Here is a 14,303-nt window from a genome sequence, read left to right on the forward strand (position 1 = left end):
GAACATAAGTGCAGAGCAGCAAAATATGCTGGATCAATGGCAAAAGTGTCTATATGAATCGAAAAGCTAAAATAGTGAAGAAAGTGAGATTATGGCTTATGGAAAAAAGGAAACACTTATTCTTGCTGTCCATGGTGTTGAGTTTTGTTATCATCGGTTTGCTAGTTCCATTTAAAAGAGGGGGTACAGGCAACTTGAAAAAAGAAATCGATGCGGTGGTGGGAGCATCTCCTAAATATTCTAGCTATTACTTGCAGAAGAAAGATATATTTGAATCCACGGAAACTACCCATGTAGATAAAATTTTTGTAGGCGACAGTATTACGGATCATGGAGAGTTTCACGAGTTTTTCCCGAATGAAGTAGTATTGAACCGAGGGATTAGTAGGGATACTTCCGCAGGGGTGTTGAACAGGATTAATGAAGTGGTGGCCAGGAATGCCAAGGAAGTATATTTGCTGATAGGGGTAAATGACATAAGAACAAAGGTGGAGCAAGCTGCTTATATTGGTAATATAAGAAGAATAATTGAAGCCTTTGCAAATAGCCAAACAGAAATTTATATTCAATCCATCCTTCCGGTGAACAACTCAATCTATGGAAATAAAGTAACGAACGACAAAATCATACTTTTTAATGTAGCGTTGAAGCAAACAGCGGAAGAACTCAATGTTCAATTCCTTGACTTGTTCCCGCATTTCATCGACCAAAACGGGCAGTTGAAAAAAGAATTTACCCTCGATGGTATTCATTTGAATGGTAATGGCTACAAAGCTTGGACCAATCTTGTACCTGGCACGCACACAAATTCAAAATAATTCAGAATTGTTCAAGAGTTGTATGAGTGCCTGGCACCCGAACAATTCAGAATTGTTCGGGTGCCAGGCACTCCATATTATGTTTGCAATCTATTTTTTGGGGGTAGATATTTGCATAGAAAGGTATGAATTGCTTAGGAGGTCATGTGGATGGAAACTATGGATATCCAGGAAGAGTTTAAACAAATTTTGGAGTATGCGATACAGCGCGGAAATGGAAATGAACAAATTACAGTGAATGAACTTGTCAACGAACTGGCCACACACTTGAAACCATTAATAGAAAAAACAAACGCAAAAGGATTGTCTGTTACTCGCTAAGACAATCTTTTTTTTTGCTCTGAAACGTGCATTAAGAGGATAGAAGACTCTTTCTCCTCAGTTAATTCTGCTTCTACGCCTTTCCTACATATACTTCTCCTATTCTCTAAAAAAACCTACTATGAATCCTAACCTATAATCAAACTTCAACAAGCATATGTGTATCCCCGTTGGCATCGTTTCGACAACTTTTCAATAGTCACTCCTCCAATCCCATGGACTGTCGGCAGGGGCTTTATCATAGTTCACCAGATGCAACCCAGCGGCTACACAAAAAATGCCCTTCATCTCGTTGATGAAGGACAAACTTGCAATTGTGCAACATTACGTAAGATTAACCGTTTTCTCTTGTTCCGCTTCATTATTTGGATGGGTGATCTGTTCTTCTTCAAAATCGTCCTCATACTTTGTTATGACTCGTGTATCCGGTGCGAAGAGAATAAGGATTAAGGAGAGCACAAGACCGACCATCATGAAACCGCCAAAAGCGAAAGGAGAGGCGCCATAATTCGTACCCATTGCTGTCCAAATCATCGGGCCGAATCCAACAATCGCGGCTGCAATTTGATAGCCAAGAGATAGCCCGGTATAACGAACCTTTGCAGGGAAAAGTTCGGAGAACAATGTACCTTGTGTCGCAAAGATTGCTCCCCACACTACTCCCAGTAAAATCACTTGCATGGTGAAGAACCAGCCCGTACTTACTGGAAGAGCCATAAAATATGGTATCGCCAAAGCAAGCATGGCAATAAGGCCGCCTGTGTAGATTATTTTACGACCGATAAAATCGGAAAGATATCCCGCCAGCGGGATTGTAACAATCATCGCCGCACAGCTTAAAGTCAGTCCCAAAAGTGCAGTATCCCTGGAGTAATCTAAATACGTGGTAGCGTACACTAATATAAAGGACATCAAGAATACGTTAAAAAAGCCATCGCCCAGTTTTAAGCCAATTAGACGGAAAATATCCTTTGAGTTGTATTTAAAAACTTCCACAACAGGTATTTTTGCAAGCTCTCCTTGTTCCTTCTTTCTTTGGAACTCCGGTGTTTCTTCGATTCCGCTCCGAATCCACACGGCAATGACTATCAAAACGATACTAAAAAGGAAGGGAATACGCCAACCCCATGCCATAAATTGAGCTTCTGTCGTTAACGCACTTATCAATGTAAAACTGAATGTACCCAGGACTAGCCCGATGGGAACCCCTAATTGTGGCACGGAACCAAAAAAGCCACGGATGCCTTTATTGGCTGATTCGGTTGCCAAGAGAACCGCGCCTCCCCATTCTCCGCCAAGTGCAATTCCTTGCATTAATCGCAATACAACCAACAAAGCAGGAGCCACAATACCAATCTGGGCATAAGTAGGCAAAAGTCCGATTAAAAAAGAGCTTCCACCCATTCCTATAAGCGTCAACATTAAGGAAGCCTTGCGCCCGATGCGGTCGCCCATATGCCCAAAAATAATACTGCCGATTGGTCTTGCGGCATAACCTGCACCGAATGTTGCAAATGCTATCAATATGGACACTGCAGGGTCATGATTTGGGAAGAAAAGGGAGGAGAACACTAAACCTGTTGCCGTTCCATACAAGTAAAAGTCATACCATTCGATAATCGATCCTACTAAACTAGCTAATAATATCTTTACTTTTTTCATGGAGCACCCACTTTCTTATTAATGTATTAAAATTGAATTTCTTAATATATGTTTCTGAATCTTCCCAACTGGCGTTCGCGGAAAAACCTCCACGAACTCGATGGAATCCGGTACTTTAAATTTCGCCAAATGCTCCTTGCAGAAATCAATGAGTTCTTCTTCAGTTATCAACATCCCCTTATTCAATATGACGAACGCCTTTATCGCTTCATCCCTCATCTCATCCGGCACACCAATGACCGCACTTTCATAAACAGCAAGATGTTGGGTTAGAACACTTTCCACTTCTTGGGCAGCAACATTCTCACCGGAACGTTTAATCATATCCTTCACACGGTCAACAAAGTAGAAATAGCCATCTTCCCCGATACGTGCATTATCACCGGTCAATAACCATCCGTTTTGTATCGTTTGTTGTGTGGCTTGTTCATTTTTGAAATACTGCTTCATGATGGTACGTCCCGGTACACCTTTAACCGCAATTTGACCAATAGTTCCGGTTTCGGCTTCCTCTCCATTTTCATCGACCAGTTTCACCTCATATCCTAAACTAGGTCTGCCGATACTGAGGTTTTTCCGTACTCCATTCAATGGATTGATTAGTGGGATGCCTACAGTTTCGGTCATGCCATACAAATGCAACAATTTCAGGCCGAATTTTTCTTCAAAATCCTGAATTTGATGCTCTGCAATCGATTGAGCAAACAGCACCAACCGAATTGGATTGTCCCTGTCGTCTGCATCGTATTCCTTGGCCAAAATCATCCGAATAGGTGCAGCAAATAAGGAACCGACCGTGGCACCTAAAGATTTCGCTTGTTTAAAGTAACGCGAAGCACTAAATTTTTCTGTTAACGCAACACTCGCACCGGCGACGAGTGCGGGCATTGTTGAATAGTATTGAGCATTGCCGTGGAAAAGTGGAAGGACAATAAACATCCGATCATCTTCAGTTACTTTAATTGAATGAGACATCAATTCCCCAGTGAAAATATAGTTTGCATTCGTCACTTGTACGCCTTTTGGCTTGGAAGTGGTACCCGAGGTGTAAAGCATACCGACTACATCTTCCGGAAGAATTTTTGGAAAGCGTTCTGTACTCGTAGAAGCATTTTCAATTAGCTGGCTGAAATTTAAAAATGGAGTAGATTTATTCATAAATCGCGTTAAGATAATATTTTGAATCGTCGGCAGTTCTTCTTTTATACCAAGGAATTTTTCTGCATACTCTTCCTCGGTAATCAATAGCACAGATTCGGAGTGGTTAATGATGTATTTCATTTCCTCCGCAGTTGATAAAATGTTTGTGGGAACCATAATTGCGCCAATATGTGCCAAGGCAAACCAAGCTGTTAAAAATTCAATATTGTTTGGCAAATGTAATGTGACATGATCTCCAGCTTGAATTTTTAAATCAAGCAAGGCATTGCAAAGTTTTAATACTTCGTCATGAAATTCACTGTAGGTTTTGGTTGTTTGATTGCCATTCACATCTTCAAAAGCTATAAATATCTTTTGTGGATAAAGACACACTCGCTCCTCCAAGAGTGATCGAAGCGTTCTATCCCCGATAATATCCATAATGAATCCCTCCCCAAACAAATTTGCAAACGTTTTCAACTTGATAAAACATACTTTCATAGACTATAGTCTAAATAATAAAACAACAATAAATTAAAAGTCAATACTATTCTGACAATTCAGATAAATAGGCGGAAGTTATATTATTATGTACTTTTATAAACTAAGTACATAGGAGCGGGAATGGAGGTAAAGCATGAGGAAAGGAAAACGGCAATTACAGGCCGAAAAAACAAAGCAGCGTATTTTTAAAACGGCATTGGAGTTATTCCAGAAAAAAGGGTTTGACCAAGTGACGGTAGATGAAATAGTAGAAAAAAGCAACAGCTCCAAGGGGGCGTTTTATGGTCACTTTAATTCAAAATACGGAATCTTTCTAGAGAAATTTAATGAAATCGATCACTTTTACGAAGAATTCGTACAAACAATATCAGAAAATGACTCATTGAAAGAAAAGATTGTAAAGTTATTTCAAGGCCAGATGCACTACTTGGAGCATGAACTTGGAAAAGATTTAATGAGATCGGTATATACAAATGGATTAATTGAAAGCGAAAATCATTTTTTCAACAATACGGAAAGAGGTCTCTATAAAATATTGATTCACTTTATTAACAAATCAATCGACAGAGGAGAATTAAGGAAAGAGGCAAACCCGGAAAGAATTGCGATGCTGATTACAAGATGTATGCGTGGAAATTTATATGACTGGATTGCATTTGGGAGCACCTATAATCTGCAGCATGAGAGTACACAGTTTATAGATATATTTATGGATGGATTACTCAAGCAGTTTGGCAAAGAAAGCGATGGAATGACTAGAACTCAGTGAACGTCTTAGTAATTAATAAATGGGGACTCATAATGCTATAATACAATTATGTTTCGATAAAAACTTTGAATAGAATCGGTGTCTTTGAAGGGAGTCCGACAACGTGAATATACCCAAAGATGATGTTTCACACTATATAATAGAATCCCAAAAACGTTGTGAAATGATGGGGATGGACCCGCAACAATTTCCAACAGCCAAATATATAAGCCAAGAAAAATTGAATAGTAAGTTAAGCAAGTTAACAAGAACATTCGAAGTTCTGGACTTTTTTTCCAATAAGCTATTTCAAATGGTGGAGGACATACCATTTTTACTGATTGTCACAGACGAGGAAGGGACCCTTTTAGATATAAAAGGAGATGACAAGCTTAATAAAAATTTTGAGAAATTAGGAATCCGGCCTGGCATTAAATGTACCGAAGAAGATTATGGAACGAACGCCATTACTTATGCACTAACAGGAAACCAGCCAGTACAAGTGGTAGGTTTGCAGCATTATAAGACATTTTTGCAAGGCATCGCGTGCTATACAGTGCCACTAACTTTTGAATCGACCGGGTTTAAAACCGGGACATTGACCATCATCACGTTAGTAGAATATCAAAGTCCTCTTCTTTTGACAATGTTGTATACTGTTGTGAATTCTATTGAACGCGAAATTCTATTAAAAGAAACGAATACTCGGTTGAATATACTTAATCAAGTCGTCATCAAATCTTCGAAAAATGGGATTATTGAAATTGATAAAACAGGCAAAATTACCGAAATGAATGAGGTTGCACAGTCTTTGACAGGTTTTGGGAAGAATACTGTAATTGATGAGAAAAGCTTCTTTGGCTCCTATTTGAAATGGATTTTGCAAGGAAGAGATTTTGCAAATGTAGAAATCAAAATTATTAATGAAGTAACCGGTAAGCAAACCATTACTTTGTTTGATGGCATTCCTTTATATAAATCTTCGGGTGAATTGATTGGAGCATTTGCCCAGTTAAAAGATATTACGGAACGACATAATGCAAAGGAACAAATTCGTTACTTGGCCTTCCATGATGACTTAACCGGTCTGCCAAATCGGAGAAGCTTCCAGCAATCGCTGAACGGAACTTTAAGTAATTTAAATAAGAGTGGCGGGACCTTATCGCTCTTTTTGTTAGATTTGGATCGTTTCAAATTTATCAATGACACGTTGGGCCATGAAAAAGGGGATTGGCTTCTTATCGAAGTAACCAAACGTTTACGTCACTTTTTGCCTGACAATGCCGAGCTATTCCGTATGGGCGGCGATGAATTCACCATCCTTTTAAGGAATTATGAAGATCAGGATGAGGTGATTTCCATTGCTGAAGGTATCATTGAATTATTCCAGCGTAGTTTTGTTATCGAAAGTTATGAATTTCACATGAGTACAAGTATAGGCATTTCCATTTACCAGGGGAGGGAAAATGGAGCGATTCCTTTGTTCCGCAGGGCGGATACAGCGATGTACAGAGCGAAGGAAATGGGAAAAAACAACTATGTTATGTATGATTCCAACATGGAGCATCGCTTTTTTGAGAAGTTGACCTTCGAGCAACAACTTCGCCAGGCAATCAGACAGAATGAGTTTGAATTGTATTATCAACCACAATATAGCCTTTGCACACAAGAAATTATCGGGTTGGAGGCTTTGATACGCTGGAACCATCCGAAATTTGGATTAATTATGCCCAACGATATCATTCCTTTGGCCGAAGAATTAGGTATCGCCACCCTACTAGGTGATTTTGTTTTGCAAAAAGCTTGTGAACAGCTAAGTCATTGGAAAGAGTGCGGGTTACAACCGGTGAAGGTAGCGATTAATTTATCGCCTCAAGATTTTTTAAGCCATACAATCGTTGAGAAAGTACAACACTCCTTAAACCAAAGCAAAATCGAACCCAAGTTTCTGGAACTGGAAATTACCGAGTCCATGGCCATGGATGTATCCAATGCCATTTCGATTATGAAGGAATTAAATCAGATTGGAGTGCAAATCGCGATAGATGATTTTGGAAAAGGGTTTAGTTCGTTAAACTATTTGAAAAACTTCCCGATACAGCGACTGAAAATTGATCGCTCCTTTGTCAATGACATACTAGCCAACCAGAATGATGCGAAAATCATCAATGCCATTATTCATCTGGCCCACACGCTAAACTTGGAGGTCATCGCGGAAGGCGTCGAAACAAAAGAACAAGCGGAATTTTTGAGCAGCTTAAAATGTGACGAAGCCCAAGGTTATTTTTACGGGAAGCCAATGCCCTTAAGCGATATTGAAAAGTTGTTGTTTAAATGGGAATAAGACAAATGTCATTTTCCATAAAAAGTATCATAGAGAATAATCTAACCCCTTGAATTTTATATGTTCAAGGGATTTTATCTTTCCATAAGAAAAAAACCTCCCGTTTAATCAATCCCACATGGCATTTTCTTAGTAGACTAACCGTAAACTGATTTCAGGGTATATTGATAAAATTATAAAACCAAAGCAGGTGTTGCTGGATGATAGACATTCATAGCCATATATTGTTTAATGTGGACGATGGGCCAAAATCTTTGCACGACTCTCTCGAAATGCTCAAATCGGCTTCAAAAGAAGGCATTACGGAAATCATATCTACCTCCCATATCCGCCATCCGCAGTTTGATGTACAAGCTATCACGGTATTAGAGCAAGTTACACTACTGCAAAGTGAACTCAATAAACAAGAAATCCCCCTGACAATCCACCTTGGACACGAAATACGGCTTTGCGATGATATTGTGGCTTTGATAAGTGAAAGGCAAATACTGACCTTGTCACAATCCAATTTCTTGTTGCTGGAACTGCCCTCCAGTCATATTCCGAATTACACGAAAGGCATCATTCGCGAGTTACTGAACATAAGCATTACCCCCATTATTGCCCACCCGGAACGCAATCTTGCTATTTGTGAAAAGCCTGAACGCCTTGAATGGTTAATAAGGGAAGGCGCTGCCGCTCAACTAACAGCTGGAAGCATTGCAGGACATTTTGGACGTGCAATTCAAAAAACAGCACTGGAACTAATTAAACGAAACCTTGTTCATACCTACGGGTCGGATGCGCATAATCTCTCCACTCGTCCCTTCCTGTTTGAGAAAGGACTTTCTTACCTGAAAAAGCAGAAGGAAATCGAAGTGGTCGATTTATTTCTGGAAAACAATTCACGGATTGTAGAGAACAGACCGTTGCTAATTTATGAGCCAGGTCTTGCAACAAAGAGAAAATGGTGGTGGTTTATTTGACGAGCGAGCAGAAATACGACATCACGCACATAGTTTATGAGCCCACTATTAAAGTGGTTTTTTTTTGGAAGTTAATAGATAGCTTATTGCGAAGCTTTCAATAGCACCATATTAAACGGAGCTTTAAATAGTGAAAAAGCTAAAATGTTTACTCTCACCTAGGTATTTAGTTGAATTAACCATCTTTTATAAAAAAATAATAATCTCCGTGAGTGATTTTAGTCATATTCTCACACTTGATTTTCTATAGTATTAATAGTATTTCATTTATTAGTTTGCTGTGTTTAATTATTTTCCAAAATTTTGAATCAATCTAGTAGTATAATAGTGTTCTTTTAGGGGGAGTTTGTTTTGGCCTATTTAAATTTAACCTCAAAATTCAATGATCATTTATCAAATGTGAACCTCATGGACTACGCTTTCTCAATCTCTTCAATCCATCGTTTTTTGGAGGAAGCGGTGGATGAACCTACAGGTTGGCTATATGCCCCTTTAAATATGACAAATGAAGAAACCGATGGAATTCTTGCGTTGGCAAGAGAAATTGTGGAAAATGCTGATGTATTAGTAGTGATTGGCATCGGTGGTTCCTATTTAGGCGCAAGGGCAGTAAAAGAAGCGTTATCGCCATATTTTAAAAAACATAGTAATGGGATAGACGTTGAATTTGTTGGACAAAACCTAAGTGGGACCTATATAAAACAATTAATCGAAAGTCTTCAAAATCGGAATTTTTATATAAATGTCATTTCCAAATCCGGTTCTACTTTGGAAACTTCCATCGCCTTTCGGGTTCTAAGACATTATACAAGAGAACGATATGGAGAAAATTGCAAAGAGCGTATTATTGTGACAACCGATTCAGAAAAAGGGCTTTTAAAAGAAATAGCGGACATCCAGGGTTACCGACAATTGGATATCCCGTCAAACATTGGTGGCCGTTATTCTCTGTTGACGCCTGTAGGCTTACTCCCCATTTCGGTAGCTGGCATAGATATAAATCAATTACTGAACGGTTCGTATCAAGCAATGATAGATTTGAATGAAGCTGACTTGGAGAAAAATGCCGCATACCGTTATGCAGTACTTCGGTACGAGCTATACTCGCACGGATATCAAGTGGAATTATTGGCTTCTTTTGAGCCATCGCTTGTTTTCATCCATGAATGGTGGAAACAATTGTTTGGTGAAAGTGAAGGAAAAGAGAAGAAGGGTTTATTTCCAGCCTCAGTCACTTATCCAACTGACCTCCACTCGCTAGGACAGTTTGTACAGGAGGGCAACCCACTCCTATTTGAGACTTTCCTCCATTTCAAATGTTTCGAAGAGGATTATTCTGTGCCATTTACCGAGCTTGATGACGACTATTTGAATTTTTTAAGCAATCGCACCTTCAATGATATCAATGCGATATCCGAGGAAGGGACCGTACTGGCACATGCCGAGGGAGGTGTCCCCATTATTCAAATTGAATTGGAAAAGTTAGACGCATTCCATGTTGGCTACCTTATCTACTTCTTCATGAAGGCATGCGCCATTAGTGCCTATTTAATCGATGTGAACCCGTTCAACCAGCCGGGTGTCGAGGTGTATAAAACGAAAATTACCGACTTGCTAAACGAAGAAACGATTACAAATTAGGAATTGGAGGATATAAAATTGCAGAGAGTGAAAAAGGCAATCATTCCAGCAGCAGGCTTGGGAACCCGTTTTTTACCTGCAACAAAGGCAATGCCAAAAGAAATGCTGCCAATTGTGGATCGTCCGACAATTGAGTACATCGTTGAAGAAGCCATTCAATCTGGAATCGAAGAAATTATTATTGTGACAGGAAAAGGCAAACGTGCAATCGAGGATCATTTTGACCGTAATGCGGAATTGGAGAATAATTTGGAGCATAAAGGGAAACTGGATGTGCTCGAAAAGATCCGCCAATCGTCTAATGTTGAACTATACTATATCCGCCAAAAAGAACCGAAAGGGCTTGGACATGCCGTTTGGTGTGCGCGAAAATTTATTGGAGACGAACCGTTTGCCGTACTGTTGGGGGACGATATTGTTAAAAGCGAAAAGCCTGCAACGAAACAATTGATCGAACAATATGATAAGACAAAAAGTTCTGTGATAGGTGTCCAGATGGTGCCTGATGATGAAACAATCCGTTATGGAATAATCGACCCGCTCGATAGTCAGGGTCCATTGTATCAAGTGAAAAAGTTTATAGAAAAACCTCCGCTCGGTACGGCTCCCTCCAATCTGGCCATCCTAGGAAGGTATATTTTAACTCCTGAGATTTTTCCGCTTCTGGAAATACAGGAAACCGGAACTGGGGGAGAAATTCAGTTAACGGATGCCATTCAAAAATTAAACGAAATTGAAGACGTCCATGCCTACGAATTTGAAGGCAAACGTTATGATGTTGGGGAAAAATTAGGATTTATCCGAACAACTGTGGAATTTGCTTTAGAAAACGAAGAAATCGGTCCTAAAGTCGAAGAACTGTTGAGAGAAATTTTGTTGAAAAGGTCTTATGAAATAATTCAGTTCAAGTGAAGTAACTTCGATTTTCTAAAACAAGAAAAATCCAAACGAGATGTTCATACGATTTGCAGCAAAACCTGTTCCTTTGTAAAGGGGTAGATTGATGAAAAAAGTTTGGAAGTGGCTGGCGGGTGTCATAGTTGTTGTTGGTGCTATAGGTTTTATCATCTTATTTAAAGTCTACAGTGATGTGAAAGATACAGTCGAAGAAGTATACACCCCGTTTCAGAAAGAACTTTCCGTGAAAAGAGAAAAAGCAATTGATGTAACGGCGAAAGAGCCTTTCTCCGCCCTCATTCTAGGGGTTGATGCAAGACAGGGAGATTCCGGACGATCTGATACGATGATCGTTTTGACGGTCAATCCAGAAAGAGGTACGACGAAACTACTAAGTATTCCAAGAGATACGTATACAGAGCTCGTTGACACAGGTTCAAAGGATAAGATCAATCATGCGTATGCCTATGGGGGAATGGAAATGGCTATTAGTAGTGTCGAGGAATTGCTGGATATACCGATAGACTATACAGCAAAAATAAATATGGAGAGCTTCGTCGATATAATAGATATCGTAGGTGGAATTACAGTCGAGAACGCATTTGAATTTGACTATGAAGGGGAACATTTCGCAGCGGGGCAGTTGGAGCTGGACGGAAGCAAAGCATTGAAATATGTCAGGATGCGTTATGACGATCCGGAAGGCGATTTTGGACGTCAAAATCGACAAAAACAAGTCATCGAACAAGTCTTAAAAAAGACTATATCCGTCAATACAATCTTAAATTACAAGTCTATTTTTGAAACAATAGAAAATAATTTGGAAATGAACATTGCGTTTGATGAACTCATCAACATCCAAAAAGATTATCGAAATAGTTTCTCTACAATCGAACAACTCTATTTAAACAATGGAACGGGCACAATGATGGATGGTATCTATTATTATGTTCCTAACGAAGAGGAGCTGAAAACGTTGCAGGAAACACTTCGTCAACATTTAGAAATTTGAGCCTCTGCCAGCTATTAAAAACAATTTTTGGAGAGAAACGGTAGCTGAAATATTAGAAGTATATCGCAGCTACATTCATCATAAAATGCGGAGTAAATAGGAGATTGAATACGGGTTAATAGAATCAGACTGTTGAAAAATACCGATGAAATTGAAATGCCATAATCCGAATATAACATTTCAACTGTCTACTGATAGGGGGGGTCAATTGAAAATAGCAGTAGTTGGTGCAGGGTATGTAGGATTAGTGACAGGTGTTTGTTTAGCTGATATGGGGCATTACGTAACATGTATTGATATCAATGAAAATAAAGTAGAACGAATGAAAAATGGAGTTTCGCCAATTTATGAGCCGGGTTTAACTGAACTATTGAAAAAAAACTTGGAGGTTGGTCGATTAGTTTTTACCTCTGATCATCGAAAAGGCTTTAAAGAGGTGGAAGTGATTTTTATTGCTGTGGGAACTCCGCAAAATGATGATGGTTCTGCTGATATAAGTTATGTAGAAGATGTGGCCAAGACGATTGCCTTTTGTGCTGAGAGCGATACGATTATCGTGACGAAAAGTACCGTCCCGGTTGGAACGAATGATAGGTTGCAAGCATTGATTAATCTCCATAAAGCCAACGATATAACTATTGAAATTGTATCTAATCCGGAATTTTTAAGAGAAGGATCTGCGGTCAATGATACTTTTTACGCGGATCGGATTGTTATCGGGTCAAACAGCGAAAAAGCGACGAAAAAAATGAAAGAGATTTATCAAGACTTTAATATTCCAATCTATCTGACGGATATTCGAAGTGCGGAGATGATAAAATATGCGTCTAATGCCTTTCTAGCAACAAAAATTAGTTTTATTAATGAAATTGCTAATATTTGTGAAAGAGTCGGTGCAGACGTGGAAAAAGTGGCTGTGGGGATGGGGCTCGATCAAAGGATCGGAACATCGTTTCTAAAAGCCGGTATTGGATATGGTGGTTCCTGTTTTCCAAAAGATACAAAAGCGTTGATTCAGATTGCTGGGAATGTCGCCTATGACTTTGAATTACTTAAGGGTGTTGTCAATGTGAATTCAAAGCAACAAACGATATTGGTAGATAAATTGAAAAAAAAATTTCATTCTTTACATGGGAAACGACTGGCCATTTTGGGACTTGCCTTTAAACCGAATACAGACGACCTGAGAGAAGCTGCTTCACTAATGGTAATCGATGAACTCGTTAAAGAAGGAGCGGAAGTCATTTGCTATGATCCGATTGCAATGGAGAATGCCAAGCAAACCATAATACATCCTCAAATCCGCTTTGCTGCTAGTGTTGAGGATGCCGTCAAAGATTCGGAGGCTGCTTTAATTTTGACCGAGTGGGATGAAATTAAATCAATTGATTTGAAGGTTTTTACACACATGAAAACGCCCTTTGTCCTGGATGGAAGAAATTGTTACTCTTTAGAGCAGGTAAAGGCGGCTGGATTTGAGTATCATTCGATTGGTAGATCGGCAGTAAATTTACAATCAGAAAATCTATTGATTTAAGTTGGGGGTTGGTTATTGCAATATGAGTGTCACAACTTCTGACGACAGCTCAACATCTAAACCTCTTCAACAACAGGTTAAACAAATTGAAATAAATGAACGTAAGGGGTACTTATTTACAAAACGATCACTCGATATATTCGGTTCGATAAGTGGAATTGTTTTGTTAAGTTTCATCTTTTTAATCATTACTTTATGTATAAAACTTGAAGATTGGAAGGCTCCAATACTATTTAAGCAGTTGCGTATTGGAAAAGATGGAAAACCATTTACTATCTACAAATTTCGCTCAATGGTTTCCGATGCAGAACATTTAAAGCCATTATTGTTAGAGCACAATGAAGCAACTGGGCCGGTCTTTAAGATGAAACATGATCCAAGAGTAACGAAAGTTGGCAGATTCATTCGGAAAACAAGTCTTGATGAATTACCCCAGTTATTCAATGTTCTAAAGGGAGAGATGAGTCTAGTAGGACCAAGACCCCCTTTACTCGAAGAAGTTGTACACTATTCTAATTATGAAAAACAAAGATTGAGAGGTACACCTGGCCTGACTTGTTATTGGCAAGTTAGTGGTAGAAGTAATATTGGATTTGAACAGTGGGTAGAACTGGACTTAAAGTATTTATATGAAAGAAATCTAATAATTGATATCAAGTTAATATTAAAGACACTATTGGTTTTATTCGGATCGAAAGATGCTTATTAAAAGTG

Annotated in this window: 12 protein-coding genes; 10 read left to right on the plus strand and 2 right to left on the minus strand. The window is 39.0% G+C overall.

What is annotated here, in order from left to right; all coding sequences use genetic code 11:
* Positions 1–98: 98 nt before the first annotated feature.
* Complete coding sequence (locus CD33_RS17600; protein WP_036204116.1) at positions 99–818, plus strand: GDSL-type esterase/lipase family protein; 720 nt, start codon at positions 99–101, stop codon at positions 816–818.
* Positions 819–968: 150 nt separating this feature from the next.
* Positions 969–1,139: a YwzD family small protein gene (locus tag CD33_RS20310; protein ID WP_156967327.1), complete on the plus strand. Its 171-nt coding sequence runs from the start codon at positions 969–971 to the stop codon at positions 1,137–1,139.
* Between the two features lie 324 nt (positions 1,140–1,463).
* On the opposite strand, the gene CD33_RS17605 is transcribed toward CD33_RS20310, so the two are convergent.
* The gene (locus tag CD33_RS17605) at positions 1,464–2,801 is read right to left on the minus strand and encodes an MFS transporter (RefSeq protein ID WP_036203217.1); all 1,338 of its coding nucleotides are present in this window, start codon (positions 2,799–2,801) and stop codon (positions 1,464–1,466) included.
* Between the two features lie 18 nt (positions 2,802–2,819).
* Complete coding sequence (locus CD33_RS17610; RefSeq protein ID WP_036203220.1) at positions 2,820–4,382, minus strand: AMP-binding protein; 1,563 nt, start codon at positions 4,380–4,382, stop codon at positions 2,820–2,822.
* 196 nt (positions 4,383–4,578) lie between these two features.
* Here CD33_RS17610 and CD33_RS17615 point away from each other — a divergent pair, with 196 nt between their 5' ends.
* The 8 genes from CD33_RS17615 (at position 4,579) to CD33_RS17650 (ending at position 14,298) form a co-directional block, all read left to right on the plus strand.
* Entirely contained in the window at positions 4,579–5,214 is a 636-nt protein-coding gene (locus CD33_RS17615) for a TetR/AcrR family transcriptional regulator (RefSeq protein WP_084591401.1), read from the plus strand.
* Between the two features lie 103 nt (positions 5,215–5,317).
* On the plus strand, positions 5,318–7,537 hold the full coding sequence (locus CD33_RS17620; protein ID WP_084591402.1) for an EAL domain-containing protein: 2,220 nt from the start codon (positions 5,318–5,320) through the stop codon (positions 7,535–7,537).
* A gap of 200 nt (positions 7,538–7,737) precedes the next feature.
* Entirely contained in the window at positions 7,738–8,502 is a 765-nt protein-coding gene (locus CD33_RS17625) for a tyrosine-protein phosphatase (protein ID WP_036203223.1), read from the plus strand.
* Between the two features lie 351 nt (positions 8,503–8,853).
* Positions 8,854–10,143, plus strand: a complete 1,290-nt coding sequence (locus CD33_RS17630; RefSeq protein WP_036203226.1) for a glucose-6-phosphate isomerase — start codon at positions 8,854–8,856, stop codon at positions 10,141–10,143.
* An 18-nt stretch (positions 10,144–10,161) separates the two neighbouring features.
* Positions 10,162–11,055, plus strand: coding sequence for a UTP--glucose-1-phosphate uridylyltransferase GalU (gene galU / locus CD33_RS17635; protein ID WP_036203229.1), 894 nt, complete (start codon positions 10,162–10,164; stop codon positions 11,053–11,055).
* A 91-nt stretch (positions 11,056–11,146) separates the two neighbouring features.
* Positions 11,147–12,052, plus strand: coding sequence for an LCP family glycopolymer transferase (locus CD33_RS17640; RefSeq protein WP_036203232.1), 906 nt, complete (start codon positions 11,147–11,149; stop codon positions 12,050–12,052).
* A gap of 208 nt (positions 12,053–12,260) precedes the next feature.
* Positions 12,261–13,589, plus strand: coding sequence for a UDP-glucose dehydrogenase family protein (locus CD33_RS17645; RefSeq protein WP_036203236.1), 1,329 nt, complete (start codon positions 12,261–12,263; stop codon positions 13,587–13,589).
* 22 nt (positions 13,590–13,611) lie between these two features.
* Entirely contained in the window at positions 13,612–14,298 is a 687-nt protein-coding gene (locus CD33_RS17650) for a sugar transferase (RefSeq protein ID WP_036203240.1), read from the plus strand.
* Positions 14,299–14,303: the final 5 nt, after the last annotated feature.

Source organism: Ureibacillus sinduriensis BLB-1 = JCM 15800, from assembly GCF_000772955.1.
Classification (GTDB): Bacteria; Bacillota; Bacilli; order Bacillales_A; family Planococcaceae; genus Ureibacillus; species Ureibacillus sinduriensis.